General features: G+C 73.6%; 18 protein-coding genes and 1 tRNA gene. 11 read left to right on the plus strand and 8 right to left on the minus strand.

Annotated features, from left to right (window positions below):
• The first annotated feature begins 175 nt into the window (after positions 1-175).
• Both ACFZCD_RS27595 and ACFZCD_RS27600 read left to right on the plus strand, forming a co-directional pair.
• Positions 176-1,159, plus strand: coding sequence for an aldo/keto reductase (locus ACFZCD_RS27595; protein ID WP_391835399.1), 984 nt, complete (start codon positions 176-178; stop codon positions 1,157-1,159).
• Positions 1,156-3,450: a helix-hairpin-helix domain-containing protein gene (locus ACFZCD_RS27600; RefSeq protein WP_391835400.1), complete on the plus strand. Its 2,295-nt coding sequence runs from the start codon at positions 1,156-1,158 to the stop codon at positions 3,448-3,450. Before ACFZCD_RS27595 ends, ACFZCD_RS27600 begins: the two co-directional genes overlap by 4 nt.
• 57 nt (positions 3,451-3,507) lie before the next feature.
• On the opposite strand, the gene ACFZCD_RS27605 is transcribed toward ACFZCD_RS27600, so the two are convergent.
• Positions 3,508-4,317, minus strand: a complete 810-nt coding sequence (locus ACFZCD_RS27605; protein WP_391835402.1) for a hypothetical protein — start codon at positions 4,315-4,317, stop codon at positions 3,508-3,510.
• 47 nt (positions 4,318-4,364) lie between these two features.
• Between ACFZCD_RS27605 and ACFZCD_RS27610 the strand changes: the two genes are divergently transcribed.
• Positions 4,365-4,553, plus strand: a complete 189-nt coding sequence (locus ACFZCD_RS27610) for a DUF5703 family protein (RefSeq protein ID WP_106678739.1) — start codon at positions 4,365-4,367, stop codon at positions 4,551-4,553.
• Positions 4,554-4,625: 72 nt separating this feature from the next.
• Here the strand turns inward: ACFZCD_RS27610 and ACFZCD_RS27615 are convergent, their stop codons facing one another.
• The 3 genes from ACFZCD_RS27615 to ACFZCD_RS27625 all read right to left on the minus strand — a co-directional run bounded on the left by ACFZCD_RS27615 (position 4,626) and on the right by ACFZCD_RS27625 (position 7,401).
• Complete coding sequence (locus ACFZCD_RS27615; protein WP_391835404.1) at positions 4,626-5,534, minus strand: chaplin; 909 nt, start codon at positions 5,532-5,534, stop codon at positions 4,626-4,628.
• 154 nt (positions 5,535-5,688) lie between these two features.
• On the minus strand, positions 5,689-5,922 hold the full coding sequence (locus ACFZCD_RS27620; protein WP_391835406.1) for a chaplin: 234 nt from the start codon (positions 5,920-5,922) through the stop codon (positions 5,689-5,691).
• A gap of 141 nt (positions 5,923-6,063) precedes the next feature.
• On the minus strand, positions 6,064-7,401 hold the full coding sequence (locus ACFZCD_RS27625; protein ID WP_391835408.1) for a M20/M25/M40 family metallo-hydrolase: 1,338 nt from the start codon (positions 7,399-7,401) through the stop codon (positions 6,064-6,066).
• Between the two features lie 229 nt (positions 7,402-7,630).
• Here ACFZCD_RS27625 and ACFZCD_RS27630 point away from each other — a divergent pair.
• Both ACFZCD_RS27630 and ACFZCD_RS27635 read left to right on the plus strand, forming a co-directional pair.
• Positions 7,631-7,718 (plus strand) — tRNA-Leu (locus ACFZCD_RS27630).
• Positions 7,719-7,835: 117 nt separating this feature from the next.
• The gene (locus tag ACFZCD_RS27635) at positions 7,836-8,246 is read left to right on the plus strand and encodes a (2Fe-2S) ferredoxin domain-containing protein (RefSeq protein ID WP_391835410.1); all 411 of its coding nucleotides are present in this window, start codon (positions 7,836-7,838) and stop codon (positions 8,244-8,246) included.
• A gap of 31 nt (positions 8,247-8,277) precedes the next feature.
• Here the strand turns inward: ACFZCD_RS27635 and ACFZCD_RS27640 are convergent, their stop codons facing one another.
• On the minus strand, positions 8,278-9,813 hold the full coding sequence (locus ACFZCD_RS27640) for an APC family permease (protein WP_391835412.1): 1,536 nt from the start codon (positions 9,811-9,813) through the stop codon (positions 8,278-8,280).
• A gap of 73 nt (positions 9,814-9,886) precedes the next feature.
• Positions 9,887-10,888, minus strand: coding sequence for a hypothetical protein (locus ACFZCD_RS27645; RefSeq protein WP_391835414.1), 1,002 nt, complete (start codon positions 10,886-10,888; stop codon positions 9,887-9,889).
• 499 nt (positions 10,889-11,387) lie between these two features.
• On the opposite strand from ACFZCD_RS27645, the gene ACFZCD_RS27650 reads away from it, so the two are divergent.
• Entirely contained in the window at positions 11,388-12,272 is an 885-nt protein-coding gene (locus ACFZCD_RS27650; protein WP_391835659.1) for a DMT family transporter, read from the plus strand.
• A 52-nt stretch (positions 12,273-12,324) separates the two neighbouring features.
• Positions 12,325-12,888: an NUDIX hydrolase gene (locus ACFZCD_RS27655; RefSeq protein WP_391835416.1), complete on the plus strand. Its 564-nt coding sequence runs from the start codon at positions 12,325-12,327 to the stop codon at positions 12,886-12,888.
• Between the two features lie 123 nt (positions 12,889-13,011).
• Here ACFZCD_RS27655 and ACFZCD_RS27660 read toward each other — a convergent pair whose 3' ends face one another.
• Together ACFZCD_RS27660 and ACFZCD_RS27665 are read right to left on the minus strand one after the other, a co-directional pair.
• Entirely contained in the window at positions 13,012-13,938 is a 927-nt protein-coding gene (locus ACFZCD_RS27660; RefSeq protein ID WP_391835418.1) for an NADP-dependent oxidoreductase, read from the minus strand.
• 64 nt (positions 13,939-14,002) lie between these two features.
• Positions 14,003-15,496, minus strand: coding sequence for an MFS transporter (locus ACFZCD_RS27665; RefSeq protein ID WP_391835420.1), 1,494 nt, complete (start codon positions 15,494-15,496; stop codon positions 14,003-14,005).
• A gap of 148 nt (positions 15,497-15,644) precedes the next feature.
• On the opposite strand from ACFZCD_RS27665, the gene ACFZCD_RS27670 reads away from it, so the two are divergent.
• The 4 genes from ACFZCD_RS27670 (at position 15,645) to ACFZCD_RS27685 (ending at position 19,448) form a co-directional block, all read left to right on the plus strand.
• Entirely contained in the window at positions 15,645-16,085 is a 441-nt protein-coding gene (locus ACFZCD_RS27670; protein ID WP_391835422.1) for a MarR family winged helix-turn-helix transcriptional regulator, read from the plus strand.
• An 86-nt stretch (positions 16,086-16,171) separates the two neighbouring features.
• Positions 16,172-17,113: an MBL fold metallo-hydrolase gene (locus ACFZCD_RS27675; protein WP_391835424.1), complete on the plus strand. Its 942-nt coding sequence runs from the start codon at positions 16,172-16,174 to the stop codon at positions 17,111-17,113.
• A gap of 91 nt (positions 17,114-17,204) precedes the next feature.
• Positions 17,205-18,227, plus strand: coding sequence for a phosphotransferase family protein (locus tag ACFZCD_RS27680; protein WP_391835425.1), 1,023 nt, complete (start codon positions 17,205-17,207; stop codon positions 18,225-18,227).
• 6 nt (positions 18,228-18,233) lie between these two features.
• On the plus strand, positions 18,234-19,448 hold the full coding sequence (locus ACFZCD_RS27685; protein WP_391835427.1) for an acyl-CoA dehydrogenase family protein: 1,215 nt from the start codon (positions 18,234-18,236) through the stop codon (positions 19,446-19,448).
• Positions 19,449-19,515 lie beyond the last annotated feature (67 nt).

The following is a 19,515-nucleotide window of genomic DNA, read 5'->3' on the forward strand; positions in this document are numbered from 1 at the left end:
TTGCGGGGACTGTAGCGCGCCGGCGCGGGGTACGTCACCGGGCGGCCGGATCCCCGGCCGGGTCGCCGGCGGGTCCCTCTCCCGGGTGGGGCCGCGGCGCGTCGTCCACGGGGCGCCGCGGGGCGTTGTCCACAGGCGGCCACGGCGCGGGCCGCGGCCGATAACCTCAGCGCTCATGGAACTAAGGCATCTCGGCCGCACGGGCCTGCGGGTCTCCCGGATCGGGCTCGGCACGCTCACCTGGGGCCGGGACACCGACGAGGGCGACGCCGCGGAGCAGTTGAAGACGTTCTGGGAGGCGGGCGGCACCCTGGTCGACACCGCGGACGTGTACGCGGACGGCGCCGCGGAGTATCTGCTCGGGCAGCTGATGGAGGATCTGGTGCCGCGGCGCGACCTGGTCATCGCGACCAAGTCGGGCAGCGTCCCCGATCCCGACCGGCGCTTCGACGGCTCCCGCGGCCATCTGCTCTCCGCGCTCGACGCCTCCCTGGAGCGGCTCGGCACGGACCACGTGGATCTGTGGCAGATCCACGCGTTCGATCCGCACACGCCCGTCGAGGAGACCCTCCAGGCCGTCGACATCGCCGTCACCAGCGGCCGCGCCCGCTATGCCGGCGTCTCCAACTTCTGCGGCTGGCAGCTCGCCCGGGCCGCCACGTGGCAGCTCGCGGCGCCCGGCGCCCGCACCCGCCTCGCCAGCACGCAGATGGAGTACTCGCTGCTGCAGCGCGGCATCGAGCGCGAGGTGCTGCCGGCCGCGCTCGAGCTCGGCATCGGCCTGCTGCCCTCCTCCCCGCTCGGCCGCGGCGTCCTCACCGGCAAGTACCGCCACGCGACGCCCGCCGACTCCCGCGGCGCCTCCGAGCACCTGGCGCCGTTCGTCGCCCCGTATCTGGACGAGACGGCGGGCCGTGTGGTCGACGCCGTCGCCACCGCCGCGGACGGCCTCGCCACGACGTCCCTGAAGGTCGCCCTCGCCTGGGTGCGCGACCGCCCCGGCGTCGTCGCCCCGATCGTCGGCGCGCGCACGGCGCAGCAGCTCAGGGCCGCGTTGTCAGTGGAGAGCCTTACGCTTCCGGACGAGATCTGCCGTGCGCTGGACGATGTCTCGGCGCCCGTGCACCGCTATCCCGATCAGGACTGGAGCACCCTGTGAACACCGATCGCCTCCCCGGCGACCCTGCGGACGTGGCCGACGCGGGGGTTACGGAGCCGGGCTCCCTCTCCGGGGACGAGCGAACGGCCCACGCCCCCACGACTCCCCCGGCCGACGAGAACACAGCCTCCGGCAAGCCCGAGCCCACCACGCCCCCGCGCGGCAACGCCGAACACACCGAGGCACCGCAGGCCGCGCAGCATGCGCCGGCCAACGCCGGGCACCAAGGCGCCGACCCCGCCCCCGAAGACGCCCCACGCACCAACACCCACGGCACCTCTCCCGAGGCCGAGCCCGCCACTCCCCCGCGCGGCGGCGCCGAGCACACCGACGCACCGCAGGCCGCGCAACATGCGCCGGGCAGCGTCGGGCGGCCCGGTCCGGCAGGTGACGGCAAGAGCGCCGTCGCCGAAGCGCTCGCGGCGGCCGTGCGGGCCGTGGAGAGCGGGGAGCGGTCGGCGGCGTCGTTCTTCACGGAGGCGCCGCGGCCCGCGCCCGCGCGCAAGGCCGCCCCCGCGCGCCCGCCCCGCCAGGCGGCCACCGCCCCCGCGCCCGCCCCCGCCGCGGCCCCCCGCATCGACGCGGAAGGCCTCGCCGGCATCCGGCAGGTCCTCGCCGCGGGCGGCGCCCCCGAGCAGCTCGCGGGCCCCGTCGCCGAGGCGCTGGGCGAGCAGGCCGCCGAAGCGCTCCGTGAGGACCCCTGGCAGCTGCTGGCCGTCCCGGGCGTGCGGCCCGAGCAGGCGGACGGCTTCGCGCGGGCCCTGCTGGGCCCGGAGGCCGGCCCCGGGGACGAGCGCCGGGCCCAGGCCCTGACCGGCTGGCTGCTGGAGCGCGCCGCGCTCGAAGGGCACACGGTCCTGGAGGCACCGGCCCTGACCGCGGCCCTCGCCCGGCACTCCGTCCCGGATCCGGACGGCGCACTGCAGTCCGCCATCGCCGAGGGCACCGTCCTCGTGTTCCAGGAGGCCGTGGAGCCCGCGCCCGGCTCCGCCGCGCCCCAGGGCGAGGATGAGGAGGTCCCGGTGCGCCTGCTCCTGGGCCTCGACCGCTACGCGATGGCCGAGGAGAGCCTCGCCGACGGCCTGGCCCGGCTGATCAGCACGTTCCCGGCGGAGCCCGGCGAGTGGGAGGAGGCGGCGACCGCCGCCCCCACGCCCTCCGCCGCCGAGCTGATCCGCGCCGCGGCCGCCGCCGGGCTCGTCACGCACAGCGGCGGCGAGGCGGCCCGCGCCGAGCCGGCCGCCCTGGTCGCCGCGGCCCGCGCCCTGGGCCTGCGCGCCTGCGCGGCCGCCCACACGGAGGACGGCCGCCGGCGCCTGGCCGCCTCGGGCGACCCCGAAGCGGTGACGGTGGCGGGCCTGCTGTCCGGCGCGGAGGGCCCCGGCCGGGACGAGGACGGCGCGCTCGCCCTCGATCTGCTGGCCGTCCTGGACGCCCCGCAGCTCGACGTGGAGACGGCGGCCGTGCTGGTGGAGTCGCTGGCCGACGGCACCCGCCTGGTGCTCAGCGGCGACCCGGCCGTGCTGTGGTCCGCGGGCCCGGGCCGGGTGTTCGCGGACGTCGTGGCGGCCCGCGCCTGCCCCGCGGTCGTCTCCCGCACGCCGGACGAGGGCCCGGTCGGCGAGCTCGTGTCGGGGATCGGCGTCGGCGAGCTGACGCAGCCCGCGGCTCCCGGCAAGGAGGTCGTGATCGTCCCGGTGCGGGATCCGGGCGAGGCCGTGCACCGGACGGTGCAGCTGGTCGCCGACTCCATCCCGCGGGCCATCGGGATCCCCGCCGCGGACACCCAGGTCATCACCCCCGGCCACGGCGGCCCCGCCGGCACCCGCGCGCTCAACGCGGCGCTGAAGGAGCGGCTGAACCCCGGCCCCGGCCGGTTCGGCGGCTTCGACCCGGGCGACCGCGTGGCGTACGTGCCGGCCCCGGGCCGCATGATCCCCGGCACGGTGACCGCCGCGGAGCCGGAGGGCCTCCGGCTGGACTGCGGCGGCTCCTCCGTGCTCGTCCCCCGGGAGCGCGTGGCCGAGGCGGTCCGCCACGGCTGGGCCGTCACCGCCCACCAGGCGGCCGGCACCCGCTGGCCGGCGGCCGTGGTCGTCCTGCCGGGCGACGCCGCCCGCACGCTGACGCGCTCGTGGATCTACACGGCGTTCGGCAGGGCCGAGCGGCACCTGTCCGTGGTGCACGGCGTGGACCAGGCACTGCCCCGCGCCGTCGCGGAGGTCCCGGCGAAGGAGCGGACGACCCGGCTGCGGGCCCTGCTGCGGGCCCAGGAGCGCCCGGCCGGCTGAGCGCGCCTCGCGCCGGGGGCCGGGGCCGGGCAGCGGCCTCCCGGTCCCCGGCGCGGATCAGCGCTTCGGCGGCGACGCCGGGGCACCGCCGTGACGGTCCCGCTCCGGGCCGCCGTCCGCCTCGTCATCCGCCTCGTCGTCGGCATCGTCGTCGGCATCGACGTCCAGGACGTCATCGACATCGTCCACGTCAACGACGTCATCCACGTCTTCGCCGTCGTCCCCGTCGTCGTCCAGATCCTGCTCCTCGTCGAAGACGGCGCTGACGTCGAAGCGGCAGATCACCCGCTGCGGATCGGCCTGGTCGAAGGGGGACGCCAGCCACTCCCCCGGCTCGGCCGGGTCCTCCGCCGCGGTGACCCAGAGCGTGGAGTCGCCCTCCTCCAGGCCGAACTCCTTGTGCCGGGAGGCGATCTCGTCCGGTTCGTACTCACCGAAGATCACACCGAGCGCGGCGTGCACGCTGCCCCCCACATTGCCCACGGCCGCCGCCGCGCCGGCCGGCGCGTCGACGTCGGGGTCGAGATCGGCGACGCGCTGGGCCTGGGCGAGGAGCCGCTGCGGCTCGATCACCGCGTAGTCGCGGCGGATCAGGACGCTCAGCGCACTCGGCTCCTCCGGGCCGGCATAGGCGGGCAGGGTGTCGTCACCGGGGATCTCGAAGGGCGTGACCTCGTCATAGGTGTCGTAGAGCAGCTCGTCGTAGGCCTCGGCTGTCGCGGCCAGCTCGTTGAACGCGGCGTAGACGGCAGGATCGTCCTCCCCCGACCGGCGTTCGACGGCGTCGAGGTGGCGGTCCAGAGCGGCTTTGACCGCCTCGGCGGCGGCGCGTACCTCGGCAGCGGATGGCTGCGCAGCATCAGACATAGTGCAGACGCTATCCGCACCGGGCCCGTTCCCGCACAATAGATGCGATGCCGGAATACGAATTCTGTGATGTGTATGTGCCGCGGGGGGTCTCCCGGGGTGCCGCCACACGCCTGCTGACCGACCACGCCGAGTACGGACACTGGGAGTTGGACCGACTTCGCCTCTACCCCGACGGCAGCCGAAGAGTGCGGCTGCGCCGCAGGATCATCCGCCAGGTGCGCGCCACCTGGTGACCATGCAGACGGAGCGGGCCCCGCGTGGCGGGACCCGCTCCGTGCTGTCATGCGCCGCTGCGAGTGGTCCGGTCAGTTCTGGCCGGCGCGCGCACGGCGGTAGATGACCGCCCCGCCGAGCAGCAGACCGGCGCTGGCGGCGCCGGCCATGCCCAGCTGGCCCGCGCCGGTGTGCGCGAGCTCAACGGCCTTGGCGGTGGCCGGACCGGTGGCCGCGGCCATGGCCGGGGCCATGTGCTCGGCCTTCACCTCGGCGGCGGGCTTGTGCGCGGCGTCCGTCCGCGCGGGGGTGGTGTGCCCCGCGGGGGTGTGGGCCGCCGGCTTGGCCGGGGTGTGGTCGGCCGGCTTGTGGTGCTCGCCGGAGTGGTCGGCCGGCGGCTTGTGGCCGTGGTCCCCGCCGGGCGGGTTGTGGTGCGACGGCTCGTGGTCGCAGTCACCGCCGCCCGGGTGGCCGGGGTGACCCGGGTGACCGGGATGGCCGGGGTGACCCGGGTGGTGACCCTGCCAGTCGTGCCCGCCCTCGTCGGTGTTGGCGCACTTGTTGCCGGTGGTGTGGTTGCCCACCCCGACGACGTTGACGCTGTTGCCGCAGGCGTTGACCGGCACCTCGACCGGCACCTGGACGGTGTTGCCCGAGGCCACACCGGGCGAGCCGGTGCTGGAGCCGTGGGCGCCGGAACCGCCGCCGTGGTTGCCGCCACCGTGGCCCTGACCGCCGTGCCCACCGCCGTAGTGACCGCCGTTGACGCACTGGTTGCCCGTGGCGGGGTTGAGCACGCCGATCACGTTCACGGTGTTGCCGCAGGCGTTGACCGGCACGTGCACCGGGACCTGGACGGTGTTGCCCGAGGCCACACCGGGCGAGTTGACCGAGTGGCCCGAGGCGCCCGAGGACGCCTGGGCGTAGCTGCCGGTGACGGCCGCGAGCACTCCGCTCGCCGCCGCTGCGGTGATCAGGCCCTTCTTGGTGACCTGTCGCATGAAGTCCTGCCTCTCTGCTTGCGCTATACGGATACGCGCCAGCAATAGGGACAAAGTGCCCACTGCTCGCGCGTCGAAAGCCCGGGCGGCTCCGGAGTGCACATATGTCACCTCGGAGCCGCCCTGTCAGACCCTTGCGGGTTGAGGCACGACGTCAGTCGTTGACGCAGGTGTTGCCGAAAGTGGGGTTGAGCAGCCCGACGATGTTGACCGAGTTGCCGCAGACGTTCACCGGCACCTGGACCGGGACCTGGACGACGTTGCCGGAGGCCACGCCGGGCGAGTTCACGGCGGCCCCCTGAGCTCCGCCGTCCGCAACGGCAAGGCCAGCACCCGCGAGCACGAGACCACCGGTAACGGCCGCGGAAGCGACGACCTTCTTGATCATGGATTCCTCCTTGTTGGCAATACGGTCCCAGCCGCGGACCGCACACCTGTAACGACGAGGAGGTAATCGGGCTACGCAACCCTCAAATCATTCACTCGTTACGGTTAACTCGGCACAAATTTACGGAGTTTAGCTGCCGATTCAGCACTGATCGAGGAAACGGTCGAGCACCCGTGCGCCGAACTTCAGGCCCTCCAGGGGCACTCGTTCGTCAACCCCGTGGAACATGCCGGCGAAGTCCAGCTCCGGCGGCAGCTGCAGCGGCGCGAAGCCGAAGCAGCGGATGCCCAGGTCGTCGAACGACTTCGCGTCCGTACCGCCCGAGAGCATGTACGGGACGGCGCGCGCGATCGGGTCCTCCGCCTTCAGCGCCGACTGCATGGCGTCGACCAGCTTGCCGTCGAAGCTCGTCTCCAGCGCCTTGTCCGCGTGCACGTCCTCGCGCCTGACCCGCGGCCCGAGGATGCGGTCGAGGTCGGCGAGGAACTCCTCCTCGTACCCCGGCAGGAACCTTCCGTCCACGTGCGCCGTGGCCTGCCCCGGGATCACGTTGACCTTGTACCCGGCGCCCAGCATCGTCGGGGCCGCGGAGTTGCGCAGCGTGGTGCCGATCATCTTGGCGATGCCGCCGAGCTTGGCGAGCGTCGTCTCCATGTCCTCGGGGTCGAGCGGGGTGCCGATCGCGTCGGACAGCTCGTCGAGGAAGGACCGCACGGTCTTGGTCATCCGGACCGGGAACTCGTGCCGCCCGAGGCGGCCGACCGCCTCGCACAGCTCCGTGATCGCGTTGTCCTTGTTCGTCATCGAACCGTGGCCCGCGGTGCCCTCGACCGTGAGCCGCATCCAGTGCATGCCCTTCTGGGCGGTCTCGATCAGATAGAGCCGCAGGTTCTCGTTGACCGTGAAGGAGAAGCCGCCGACCTCGCCGATCGCCTCGGTGACGCCCTCGAAGAGCCCGGGGTGCTTGTCGACCAGGTGCCGCGCGCCGTAGACGCCGCCCGCCTCCTCGTCCGCGAGGAAGGCGAGCACCACGTCGCGGGGCGGCTTGCGGCCGGTGCGCATCCGGTCGCGGACGACCGCGAGGGTCATCGCGTCCATGTCCTTCATGTCCACGGCGCCGCGGCCCCACAGGCACCCGTCCGCGATCTCGCCCGCGAAGGGGTCGTGCGTCCAGTCGACCGCGTTGGCCGGGACGACGTCGGTGTGGCCGTGGATGAGCAGTGCGGGCCGGGAGGGGTCCTCGCCCTCGATCCGCGCCACGGTCGAGGCGCGCCCCTTGTGGGACTCGAAGATCTGCGGTTCGAGCCCGACCTCGGCGAGCTTCTCCGCCACGTACTCGGCGGCGGCGCGTTCGCCGGGCCCGGAGTGGTCGCCGTAGTTGCTGGTGTCGATCCGGATCAGATCGCGGCAGAGGTCGACGACCTCGTCCTCGCCGCCCCTGCCGCTCCTGCCCGCCCCGGCCGGCTTCGACTCGCTCACGCTGCCTCCTCCTGGTTCGCTGCCGCGGGCCGCCCGGCGGGGCGGACCGCGGCGTGGGTCCTCCGCCATCCTCTCTCTCCGCCCGCCTCAGCCCAAGGCCGCAATGCTCCCGACATGCGCCCGCCACACTCCGCCGGACGGCCGTACCGGCCACGTGATCGAGCACCCCCAGATCTTTGGTATTGTTTTCCTCGTCGGAAGGGCAACGGCCCGGAAGACGAAACACCTGGTCCGGGTGGCGGAATGGCAGACGCGCTAGCTTGAGGTGCTAGTGCCCTTTATCGGGCGTGGGGGTTCAAGTCCCCCCTCGGACACCAGTGAGGAACCCCAGCAATGCTGGGGTTCTTTTGTTTTCCCGGCGCGGCTGTCCCGCGCGTTTTCCCCCGGGTTTTCCCTGCGGCCGGCCCCGGGGGTCCGTGCGTATCATCTGGCGGATGATCACGAACCAGTCCCGGCGCAGGGCGCCGGCGGTCTCTTCGGCCCCCTGCCGCATCACCGTCTGCCGCGGCTGCTGCTGCGGAGATCCGCAGAAGGTGCCGGGCGTCGACCACGCGGGGCAGATACCCCGGCTGCGGGCGGCGTTGGGCGATGCCGCGCAGGTGCGGGCGTCCGAGTGCCTGGACGTGTGCGACCAGGCGAACGTGGTGGTCGTCCAGCCGTCGGCGGCGGGGCGGGCGGCCGGGGGGCGGCCCGTGTGGCTGGGGCTGGTCAACGACGACGACGCGCTCGCGGACATCGCGGCCTGGATACGGGCGGGCGGGCCGGGGCTGGCCGAGCCGCCCGGCGTGCTCGACCTGTACGCGTTCACGGTGTCGCGACGGGTCGGGAAGGGCGTGGAGGAGTAGGCCCGCGGGCCCGCTCCTCCTTCCTCTCCGGTCAGTTCCCGCCCGGCCCGGCCACCGAGGCCGCCGCCTTCTCCAGCTGGAACGCCTCGTTGCCGAGACCGATGCTGCCGTGCACGCCGGGGCGTACGTACTTGAGGACGAGGCCGTAGCCGATGCCCGCGACGACGGCCGCCCCGATGGTGCCGGGCAGGATCCAGCGCAGGGCCGAGCCGGGGTCGGCGCCGAGGAGGACGTCGAAGTCCTTGACCGCGTACGCGGCGATCACGAGGAGGGCGGCCCCGGCGGCGCCGGACGCGACGAGGCGGGGCGCCTGGGCCCGGGCGGCGCCGCGCCGTACGAAGAAGGCGATGACGGCGGCCGACGCGGCGGCCATGAGCACGATCACGCCGAGGGCCCCCACGTTGCCGCTCCAGGTGAACAGCCGCAGGACGGGGGCCGTGGGATCGCCGTGCGGGCGGCCGTCGGTGAGCGCGAAGAGGAGCACCGCGAGCAGCGAGACGATGCTCTGCAGCAGGGATCCGTAGGCGGGGGCGCCGCTCGCGCGGGAGGTGCGGCCGACCGCGGCGGGCAGCAGGCCCTCGCGGCCCATGGCGAAGGCGTAGCGGGCGACGACGTTGTGGAAGCTGAGCATGGCGGCGAACATGCCGGTCACGTAGAAGACGTGCATGACGTCGGTGAAGGTGCTGCCGAGCCGGTCCTCGGTGAGGCCGAAGAGGAGGTCCGGGCCCTGCTCCTGGGCGAGGCCGACGATGTGCCCGGGGCCGGCGGCGACGCTGAGGGCCCATGAGCTGAGCGCGAAGAAGAGGGCGACGAAGCCGACGGCGAGGAAGGTGACGCGGGCGACGACGACGTTCGGGCGGCTGGTCTCCTCGGCGTAGACGGCGGCCTGCTCGAAGCCGACGAAGGCGGCGATGGTGAAGCAGAGGGCGGTGCCGAGCCCGCCGCCGGCGAGGGTCGTGGGGTCGAAGGCGTGGAAGGAGACGCCTTCCGGGCCGGGGCGGGCGACGCCCGCGACGTCGAAGACGACGACCATCACGCACTCGATGAGCAGCAGCACGCCGAGGACCTTGGCGCTGAGGTCTATCTTCAGCCAGCCGAGGACGCCGACGACGAGGACGGCGGCGAGGGCGGGGACCCACCAGGCGACGGAGACGCCGAGGTGCTTGTCGAGCAGGCCGGAGAGCTCGTAGCCGAAGATGCCGTAGATGCCGAACTGCATGGGGCTGTAGGCGACCAGGGCGACGACGGAGGCGGCGGCGCCGGCGGTGCCGCCGAGGCCGCGGGCGATGTACGCGTAGAAGGCGCCGGCGTTGTGGACGTGGCGGCTCATCTCGGCGTAGCCGAAGCTGAAGAGCGTCAGCACCACGCCGAGGATGACGAACAGCAGGGGCTGGCCGACGATGGCCATCGTGCCGTACGTGGTGGGCATGACGCCGGCCGTCACCATGAGGGGCGCGCTGGCGGCCACCACGGACAGGAGCAGGCCGGCGAGCCCTATGCGGTCGGCGCGCAGGCGTCTTTCCTGGCCCTTGAACGTGCTGATCTCGCTCGTGGTGCCCGTCGTCATGGCGGGGTGGTCCTTCCCGTGGGGTGAGCGGGGGCAGTGGTGCGTGGGGGGCGGGGGGCGGCCGGGCGCGCGGTCAGGCGGAGCCGAGGGCGGCGCGGCGCGCGTCCTGGAAGGCGCGGCCCGGGTCCTGGTCGGGATAGGACCAGGGCGCGCGGGTGGCGTGCGGCCCTATGCGCGTGAGGAGGGCCGCCGCCTCGGCGAGCCGGCCTTCGTGGAGCTTGGCGTGGGCGAGGTAGTTGAGGTCGACCTTGCGGCGGGGGTGGACGGCCCGGGCGGCGGTGTCTGTGTTCTCGTCGTTCTCGTCGATGTCCCATTCGAGCCACCAGTCGAAGGCGGCCTTCATCACCTGGCGGGCGCGGCGGCCGGCCCAGTGGCCGGAGCGGGCGGGGTCGCGGGGTTCGAGGCCGGCGCGGGCGAGGACGCGGTAGCGCTCGGCGTGGGCGACGACGGGCAGGACCGCCAACGGCGAGTCGGCGGGCGCCTGTTCGGCGGCCCAGGACGCGAAGTCGTACACCTCGTGCAGGGGGTCGTCGCGGTCGCCCTTCTGGTGCTCGGCGAGGCAGGCGGCCATGAGGTGGTGGGCGTGGTGGTGGTCGCGGTGGCGGGCGCGGACCTGGTCGAAGGCGCGCACGCGCTCGTCGTCGGTGCCGGTGCGGCGGGCGAGGATGAGGACGGCGAGCCAGGGGGACGGGTCGGTGGGGGCCATCCTGGCCGCCACGAGGCAGGCGGCGCGGGCCGTCTCGGGGCTCTCCTTGCCGCTGACGGCGCGGAACACGGCGGCGCAGGCGAGGAGGGCCGCGGCGTCCGGGCTGTCGGGCTCGGCGAGCTGCCACTCGCGCGCCCAGGCGAGGCTGGAGGGACCTTCGGCGAGGACGACGAGGCGGTGTCCGCGGCGGTCCCAGTCGTCGCCGGTCTCGGCGAGCAGATGGCGGGCCTCGGTCCAGCGGCCCCGGGCGAGGGCGTCACGGACGGTGGCGAGTTCGCCGTCGTCCAGGGCGGGGTCGAAGGTCACTCCGTCCTTGCCCCGGGAGCGGGCGGCCCGGGCAGCTTTCCCCAGGGGTGGCGGGGGCGTCATCTGCGGGCTTCCTCCACGGCGTACGTCCCCTCCGGGCGCCTGGGTCGGGGCGTCCGCATGCATCCACGTCAGTCACGCACAGCAAAGCGGTAGTCACTACTCCGAGTCAAGACCTGATCTTGGCACTGACTCGTCATCAACTCACCAGTCGGCAGTTGCGGTTACCGGCGTTCACTCCCCCGCCGGCCGCCACCCGATCCCGCCGCACGCCGCGGCCCGCTCCCCGCGTACACCCTCGCCCGCTCCCGCGCACGCCGGGGCGGCCCGGAGGTACCGTGGAAGCGGCACTTGATCCGCTCGTCCCGCCCCGGACCCGGTCCCGCACAACCAAGCGAGGAACAGGCGTTCGAGTCGTGGCGGGGCACTCCCGGGTGGTGTCGACCGTTGGAGGGGATGGCCGCCCGAAAGAGGGGTACTCGGCCGTCACACCGCCCACAAGGCGGCTATCGTTTTTCTGTCAAGTCCCCGACGACCGAGTGGTCTTGAGGTGCGCGACGTGATGGTCTTCGCCTTCGCCGTGAGCGCGGCCTGCTGCCTGGGCATCGGCTTCGTCCTCCAGCAGAGCGCCGCGCAGCGGGCCCCGATGAGCGATTTTCTCTCCCTGCGGCTCCTGCTCGACCTGGTCCGGATGCCGCGCTGGCTGGCCGGCATCGGGATGATGGTGTGCGGCATGGTGCTCGGCGCGATCGCGCTGGGGCAGGGCGAGGTCTCGCTGGTGGAGCCCCTGCTCGCGACGAACCTGCTGTTCGCGATGGCCCTCTCCCGCTGGCAGACGCGCCAGCCCCTGGGCCGTACGGGATGGGGCGGGCTGTGGCTGCTGGCCGGCGGCGTCGCGGCCTTCATCGTCGCGGGCCGCCCGCACCACGGCGACACCGTCACCGATCCCCTGCGGCACTGGCTGATCATCGGCCTGATGGTGGGCGGCGCCCTCGCCCTGGCGGCGGTCTCCAAGCGGTCGCGGATGAGCATCGAGGCGCCCCTGCTGGCGGTGGCCGCCGGGCTGCTCTACGGCCTGCAGGACGCCCTCACGCGCGTGAGCGGCCAGCGGCTCTCCCACGACGGCTGGACGGCGTTCTTCCTGAGCTGGCAGCCGTACGGGGTGCTGGTGCTCGGCGTGACGGCGCTGGTGTTCGTCCAGAGCGCCTTCGAGACGGCCCCGCTGCGGCTGTCCCTGCCCGCGCTCACGGCGGCGCAGCCGCTGGCGGGCATCGCGTGCGGGGTGGGGTTCCTGGGCGACCGGCTGCACACCTCGCCCGGGGCGCTGGCCTGGGAGGCGGCCGGGCTGGTGGCCATCGTGATCGGCATCGTGCTGATCGGGCGGCATCCGGCGATGCCGTCGGGGACGGCGGAGGTCGGCCGGGTGCGCGACCTGCAGCCGCACTAGCGCTGCGACGGCCGGGCGCCGGTGTTCCTGCGAGCGCTGCTTTCATGGGCGCATGAGCGATCAGGCAGCAAGCAACGAGGCACCGGGCGGTCACGCGGCGGACGACCGGACACCACCGCAGCCCGCGGACGAACTGCTGGACATCGTCGACGAGCAGGACCGGGTGGTGGGCCGGGCCACGCGCGGCGAGTCGTACGCCCGCGGGCTGCGTCACCGCTGTGTGTTCGTCCTCGCCCGGGACGCCGAGGGGCGGATCTTCGTCCACCGGCGGACGCCCGGGAAGCTGGTCTTCCCCTCGCGCCACGACATGTTCGTGGGCGGGGTCGTCGGGTCGGGCGAGTCCTACGACGAGGCGGCGCGGCGGGAGGCCGAGGAGGAGCTGGGCGTGTCGGGGCTGCCGGCGCCGGAGCCGCTGTTCCGGTTCCTCTACGAGGGTCCGGGCGGCTCCTGGTGGTCGGCGGTGTACGAGGTGCGGTGCGAGCTGCCGGTGAACCCGCAGGCGTCGGAGGTGGCCTGGCACGCGTTCCTCACCGAGGCGGAGCTGGAGGAGCGGCTCGGGGAGTGGGAGTGGGTGCCGGACGGCTTCGAGGCGTACCGGCGGCTCCGGGGCCGCTGAGGCCCTGCCGGGCGGGGCCGGGCGTCCACTCCGCGGCGGCGAACGGTAACGGCGCGCCGGGCCGGCGGTGCCGGACGAGCGGCGCCCGCTGCTCGTCCGGCCGCCGGCCCCCGCCCCCACCCGCTAGTCGACCGTGACGACGATCTTGCCCCGGGTGTGCCCCTCCTCGCTCAGCCGGTGCGCTTCCGCCGTGCGTTCCAGCGGGAAGACCTTCGCCACCTCGACGGTGAGCCCTCCGCTCTCCGCCAGGTCGGCGAGGGCGGTGAGGTCGGCCGCGTCGGGGCGGACGAAGACGTAGCGGCCGCCGTAGCCGGTGACGGACGGGTCGGCGACGGAGGCGAGCCGGCCGCCGTGGGCGAGCAGCCCGGGCGAGACGGTGAGCGCCTCCCCGCCGACGAGGTCGAGCACGGAGTCGACGCCCTCCGGAACCAGCGCCCGCACCCGCTCGGCGAGCCCGTCCCCGTACAGCACGGGCTCCGCGCCGAGGGAGCGCAGGTAGTCGTGGTTGCGCTCGCTCGCGGTGCCGATGACGCGGGCGCCGAAGTGCCGCGCGATCTGGACGGCCATGGTGCCCACGCCGCCGGACGCCGCGTGGACCAGCACGGTCTCGCCCTCCCACAGCCGGAGCGCCTTGATCAGCGCCTGGTAGGCGGTGAGCCCGGCCAGCGGGAGGCCCGCGGCCTGCTCGAAGGTGAGGCTCTTCGGCTTGCGCGCGAGGGTCCGTACGGGTGCCGCGACGTATTCGGCGAAGGTGCCGCGGGAGAGGAAGTCCTCCCGGACGTAGCCGATGACCTCGTCGCCCTCGGCGAACTCCGTGGCGTCGGCGCCCGGCCGGACCACGACGCCCGACACGTCCCAGCCGGGGATGACGGGGAAGACCGCGTCGAGGGCCGGGTCGAGGTAGCCGGACCGGGCCTTCCAGTCGACGGGGTTGACCGCGGCGGCCCTGACCTTGATCAGGACGGAGTCGGGGCCGACCTTGGGGTTCGGCCGCTCGCCGTACTCGAGGACCTCGGGCCCTCCGTAGGTCCGGTAGCTGATGGCCTTCATGGGTGGTGCTCCTCGCGGGGGGTCGGGCGGGCCGTACGTGGGGCGGCCGGGGCGGGCGCGCGCGTCAGGCGCCGGCGGGTGCAGTCTCAGCGTCCGCCGCGGCAGCGTGGTCCGCCACTTCGGCGCGCCGGGCGTGGATCGTCCGCAGTCCGGCCCCGGCGACGAGCGCGACCAGCAGGAACGCCGTGCCCGCGATGACGAAGGTCAGCGTGAACTGGCTCTCGGCGGGCAGCTTGGGAGCGCCCGGCGGCAGGTGCTCCAGGCTCTTGGAGGCCAGGACCGTGGTGATCATGGCGCTGCCGATGGCGCTGCCCGTGGAGCGGGAGATGGAGTTGATGCCGTTGGCGATGCCGGTCTGCCGGGGCGGGACGCTGGCCACGATCACGGCGGGCATGGCGGCGTAGCCGAAGCTGATGGCGGCGCCGACGAACATCCCGGCGGCGATCACGGAGATCGTGTGCTCGTGGTCGAGGGCGATCCACACGAAGCCGGCGGTGCCGATGAGGGAGGCGAGGAGCAGGACGAGGCGGGGGCCCTTGTGGCGGACGAGCTGGCCGCCGACCGGGGCGGCGAGCAGCGACACGATGGTGCTGGGCAGCAGGTACTCCACGGAGGCGCGCAGCACGCTGGCCGAGAAGCCGTATCCGGCGATCTTCTCCGGCATCTGGACGAGGTAGGACACGCCGATGAAGAGGGCGAAGGAGCCGAAGCCGACGAGGAGGCCCGCGATGTTGGCGAAGAGCACCGGGCGGTGGGCGAACATCTTCATGTCGACCAGCGGCTCGCGCACCTTGCGCTCGACCAGCGTCCACAGCGCGGCCATCACGACGGCGCCGGCGAAGCAGCCGATGGTGCGGCCGGAGGACCAGCCCCACTCGTGGCCCTGGGTGATGGGCAGCAGGAGCAGGACGAGGGTGGCGGCCAGGGTGAGCGCGCCCAGGACGTCGGTGCGGCCGCCGGTGGTCTCGCGGGTGGCGGGGACCAGGAAGACGACGGCGAGGAGGGCGAGCGAGGCGAGGCCGGTGGCCAGCCAGAAGGCGCTGCGGTAGTCGGGGTTGTCGCCGGAGGTGAGCAGGCCGGTGGCGACGAGCGCGAGGCCGCTGCCGAAGGCGAGGGTGCCGCTGACCATGGCCATGGCGCCGGGGAGCTTCGCCGGGCGGACCTCCTCGCGCAGCACGGAGAGCGCGAGCGGGAAGATCGCGGTGGCGGCGCCCTGGAGCACGCGGCCGACGATCAGCCACAGCAGGGAGTGGGTGACGGCGGCGAGGACGGAGCCGGCGACCATCACGACCAGCACGCCGACCAGGGTCTTCTTCTTGCCGTGCTGGTCGCCGAAGCGGCCGAGCAGCGGGGTGAAGACGGCGGCGGAGAGCAGGGTCGCCGTGGTGACCCAGCTGACGTTGGCGGAGGTGGTCTCCAGGTCGTTCTGGATGAGGCCGAGGATCGGGACGACCAGGGTCTGCATCATCGAGACGACCATGGCGGCAAGGCTCAGGGCGAAGACGATGACCGTCTCGTTGCGCTGAGTGCCGGGCGCTGCGGGGGCCTGGGAGGACATGGGGCGGTGGGGTTCCTTCGGGGTTCCGGCGTTACTTCACGACATTGATGCTTGAGATCGTCAAGCAACCCGGTCCACGGTAGGCCCGGATACTTCAGGTAGTCAAGTTAATGTTTTATTACCTCAACCTCTTGAGTACACTCGAGCCATGACTGCCACCCCACCCCGGACCCCGACCAAGGCACAGCTCCTGGAGCTCGTGGCGGCGCTCGGCACCGCCCAGTGGCAGGACTTCGCCGCCGCCGCTGCCCGGCACGGCCTCACGTCCGTCCAGGCCAAGCTGCTCGCCCAGCTCAAGGGCCCGGTCCCGATGCGCGGCCTCGCCACGCTGCTGGTCTGCGACGCCTCCAACGTCACCGGCATCGTGGACCGCCTGGAGGCCCGCGGCCTGGTGCGCCGCGAGCCCGACCCGTCCGACCGGCGCGTGAAGAACGTGGTCGCCACCGACGAGGGCCACGAGACCATCCGCCGCGTCCGCGCCGAGATGCAGGCCACCCACAGCGCGCTCGACGCCCTCGACGAGGAGGAGCGCACCACGCTGTACGGGCTGCTGGAGCGGCTGCGCCCGGGCATGGAGCACCGCGGCTGACACCCTCCGCGCCGTCCTCCCCGCGCCCGTATTCTGACGGGCAGTCCGTTCCGCGCACCCGGCGCGGAGGCAAGGGGAGGTCTTCCATGTGCAGCACGAGCCCGGTCGCGCCCGCAGGCGCGGAGCCGACCGAGCCCTACACCGTCGAGCTCGCCCCCGGTGTCAGGGCCTTCGTCCAGCCCGACGGAGGCTGGTGCCTGAACAACGCGGGCATCGTGACCGGCGGCGGCCGGACGGCCCTGATCGACACCACGGCGACCGAGCGCCGCGCGCGCCTGCTGCGCGACGCCGTCACGGACTCCGGCGCCCCCCTGCCCTCCACCATCGTCAACACGCACCACCACGGTGACCACACCTACGGCAACTTCGTCTTCCCGGAGGCCACGGTCGTCGGCCACCGCGAGTGCCGCCGGGAGACCCTCGCCGCCGGCCTGCAGCTGCACGGGATCTGGCCCGGGGTCGAGTACGGCGACGTCCGGATCACCCCCGCCGAGGTCACCTACGAGGACGCGCTCACGCTGCACGTCGGCGACACCGAGGTCCGGCTGATCCACCCCGGCCCGGCGCACACCACCGGCGACACCATCGCCTGGCTGCCGGAGCAGCGCATCGTCTTCACCGGCGACCTCGTCTTCAACGGCGGCACCCCCTTCCTCCTGATGGGCTCCCTCGCGGGCTCCCTGCGCTCCCTCGAAGTGCTGCGCGGCCTGGACGCCGAGACGGTCGTCCCCGGCCACGGCCCGGTCACCGACCCCGGCGCGTACGACGTCCTGGAGCGCTACTTCCGCTGGCTCCAGGACCTGGCCCGCACGGAGCACGCCGCCGGCCGCACCCCCCTGGAGGCCGCCCGCGCCGCCGACCTGGGCGAGTTCGCCGGCCTGCGCGAGAGCGAACGCCTGGTCGCCAACCTGCACCGCGCCTACGCCGAACTGGACGGCCTGCCCCTGGCGGCCCCCCTCGACATGCCGGTGGTCATCGGCGACATGATGGCGATGAACGGCGGGCAACTGATGACCTGCCACGCGTAGTCCGTGCCCGGCGCACCCTGGACGGCATACCGACCGGTCGGCATGATGGCCTGCGGACGGAGCGGTCAACTCCCCTGACGAGGAGCGTGCGATGAGCAAGGGCAATCCTCCCGGACTCGATCCGGAGCGGCTGCGGGGCCTGCTGGACCGGGAGCTTCCCGGGCTGGTGGGCGGGGAGCTGACGGCCGAGCTGATCGAGGGGGGACGGTCCAACCTCACCTACGCCGTCACCGACGGAACGGGCCGCTGGGTCGTGCGCCGTCCGCCGCTCGGCCACGTGCTGGCCACCGCGCACGACATGCGGCGCGAGCACCGGGTGATCAGTGCGCTGCACCGGACGGCGGTGCCGGTGCCCGAGGCGCTGCTGCTGTGCGAGGACGAGAGCGTTCTCGGGGCGCCGTTCTACGTGATGGAGTTCGTGGAGGGGACGCCGTACCGGACGGCCGGGCAGCTCTCGGCCATCGGGCCCGTCCGCACCCGCGAGGTCGTGCTGGGGCTGGCGGACACGCTCGTGCAGTTGCACGCCGTCGACCCGGAGGCGGCCGGGCTCGCGGACTTCGGGCGGCCGGACGGCTTCCTGGAGCGGCAGTTGCGGCGCTGGGGCAAGCAGCTGGAGGCCTCCCGCAGCCGGGAGCTGCCCGGCATCGACGCGCTGCGCTCCGGCCTGGCCGCGGCGCTGCCCGCCTCCCCCGCCGCCACCGTCGTGCACGGCGACTACCGGCTCGACAACGTCCTGATCGGCACGGACGACAGGGTCGCCGCCGTCCTCGACTGGGAGATGTCCACGCTCGGCGACCCGCTCACCGACCTCGGGCTGCTGGTGATGTACAGCGAGCAGGAGCCCGTGCCCGGCTCCCCCATCAGCACGACGCGCGAGGCCCCGGGGCACCCCGGTCCCGCCGAGATCGTGGAGCGCTACGCCGCCGCCTCCGGCCGCGACGTCTCCGCGCTGCCCTGGTACACGGCCTTCGCCTACTTCAAGCTCGCCGTGATCCTGGAGGGCATCCACTACCGCTACACCCTCGGGCAGACCGTCGGCGCCGGCTTCGACCGCATCGGGCAGCTCGTCCCGTACTTCATCGACAACGGACTCACCACCCTGCGGAAGGGCTGACCCGCCATGGACTTCGCCTTCGACGCGCGCACCGAGGAACTGCGCGGGCGGCTGCTCGCGTTCATGGACGAGCACGTGTACCCGGCGGAAGCCGTCGCCGAGGAGCAGCGGGCCGGCCTCGCCGACCCGTGGACCCCGCCGCCGGTCGTCGCCGAGCTGCAGCAGGAGGCGCGGCGGCAAGGGCTGTGGAACCTCTTCCTTCCCGACGAGGAGCACGGCGCCGGGCTCACCAACCTCCAGTACGCGCCGCTCGCCGAGATCACCGGCCGCAGCCCGCAGCTGGCCCCCACCGCCCTCAACTGCGCGGCCCCCGACACCGGGAACATGGAGCTGCTCGCCCAGTTCGGCACCGAGGAGCAGCGCAAGCGCTGGCTGGAGCCGCTGCTCGCCGGGCGGATCCGGTCGGCGTTCGCGATGACGGAGCCCGAGGTCGCCTCGTCCGACGCGACGAACATCGGGACCCGCATCGAGCGCGACGGCGACGCGTACGTCATCACCGGCCGCAAGTGGTACATCTCCGGGGCCATGAACCCCGCTTGCGAGATCTTCGTCGTGATGGGCAAGACCGACCCGGACGGCGACGACCCGCGGAGCCAGCAGTCGATGGTGCTGGTCCCCCGGGACACCCCCGGCCTGGAGGTCCGGCGCGCCATGCGCGTCTACGGCTACGAGGACCACTACCACGGCGGCCACGCCGAGGTCGTCCTCGACCGCGTGCGGGTGCCGGTGACGAACCTCGTCGGCGAGGAGGGCGGCGGCTTCGCCATCGCCCAGGCCCGGCTCGGCCCCGGCCGCATCCACCACTGCATGCGGCTGATCGGCATGGCCGAGCGGGCGATCGAGCTCATGTGCCGGCGCGCCCTGGACCGTACGGCCTTCGGCAAGCCGCTGGCCGGGCAGGGCGTCGTACAGCAGTGGATCGCCGACTCCCGGGTGGCGGTGGAGCAGTTGAGGCTGCTGGTGCTCAAGACGGCGTGGCTGATGGACACCGTGGGCAACCGCGGCGCGCACACCGAGATCCAGGCCATCAAGATCGCCACCCCGCGCACGGTCGCCGGCATCATCGACAAGGCCGTCCAGCTGCACGGGGCGGGCGGCGTGAGCCAGGACTTCCCCCTGGCGGAGCTCTGGGCGGCGGCGCGGACGCTGCAGCTGGCCGACGGGCCCGACGAGGTGCACCAGCGCTCGCTGGCGCGCCGCGAGTTGCGGCAGTACCGGTGACCACCGACTACGCATACCGGTAGCCGCGCGGGCCGCCCCGCGGCGTACCGGCCTCGCGCCGCGGGCA

Origin of the sequence: Streptomyces sp. NPDC008001 (assembly GCF_042958085.1) — a bacterium.
Taxonomy (GTDB): domain Bacteria; phylum Actinomycetota; class Actinomycetes; order Streptomycetales; family Streptomycetaceae; genus Streptomyces.

Excerpts from the sequence above, each read along its gene's own strand:
- ACFZCD_RS27680 (WP_391835425.1), top strand. The coding sequence starts at position 17,205 with ATGAGCAAGGGCAATCCTCCCGGACTCGATCCGGAGCGGCTGCGGGGC.
- ACFZCD_RS27645 (WP_391835414.1), bottom strand. The coding sequence starts at position 10,888 with ATGACGCCCCCGCCACCCCTGGGGAAAGCTGCCCGGGCCGCCCGCTCC.
- ACFZCD_RS27650 (WP_391835659.1), top strand. The coding sequence starts at position 11,388 with ATGGTCTTCGCCTTCGCCGTGAGCGCGGCCTGCTGCCTGGGCATCGGC.
- ACFZCD_RS27675 (WP_391835424.1), top strand. The coding sequence starts at position 16,172 with ATGTGCAGCACGAGCCCGGTCGCGCCCGCAGGCGCGGAGCCGACCGAG.
- ACFZCD_RS27665 (WP_391835420.1), bottom strand. The coding sequence starts at position 15,496 with ATGTCCTCCCAGGCCCCCGCAGCGCCCGGCACTCAGCGCAACGAGACG.
- ACFZCD_RS27615 (WP_391835404.1), bottom strand. The coding sequence starts at position 5,534 with ATGCGACAGGTCACCAAGAAGGGCCTGATCACCGCAGCGGCGGCGAGC.
- ACFZCD_RS27610 (WP_106678739.1), top strand. The coding sequence starts at position 4,365 with ATGCCGGAATACGAATTCTGTGATGTGTATGTGCCGCGGGGGGTCTCC.
- ACFZCD_RS27685 (WP_391835427.1), top strand. The coding sequence starts at position 18,234 with ATGGACTTCGCCTTCGACGCGCGCACCGAGGAACTGCGCGGGCGGCTG.
- ACFZCD_RS27655 (WP_391835416.1), top strand. The coding sequence starts at position 12,325 with ATGAGCGATCAGGCAGCAAGCAACGAGGCACCGGGCGGTCACGCGGCG.
- ACFZCD_RS27605 (WP_391835402.1), bottom strand. The coding sequence starts at position 4,317 with ATGTCTGATGCTGCGCAGCCATCCGCTGCCGAGGTACGCGCCGCCGCC.
- ACFZCD_RS27640 (WP_391835412.1), bottom strand. The coding sequence starts at position 9,813 with ATGACGACGGGCACCACGAGCGAGATCAGCACGTTCAAGGGCCAGGAA.
- ACFZCD_RS27595 (WP_391835399.1), top strand. The coding sequence starts at position 176 with ATGGAACTAAGGCATCTCGGCCGCACGGGCCTGCGGGTCTCCCGGATC.
- ACFZCD_RS27660 (WP_391835418.1), bottom strand. The coding sequence starts at position 13,938 with ATGAAGGCCATCAGCTACCGGACCTACGGAGGGCCCGAGGTCCTCGAG.
- ACFZCD_RS27620 (WP_391835406.1), bottom strand. The coding sequence starts at position 5,922 with ATGATCAAGAAGGTCGTCGCTTCCGCGGCCGTTACCGGTGGTCTCGTG.
- ACFZCD_RS27670 (WP_391835422.1), top strand. The coding sequence starts at position 15,645 with ATGACTGCCACCCCACCCCGGACCCCGACCAAGGCACAGCTCCTGGAG.
- ACFZCD_RS27635 (WP_391835410.1), top strand. The coding sequence starts at position 7,836 with ATGATCACGAACCAGTCCCGGCGCAGGGCGCCGGCGGTCTCTTCGGCC.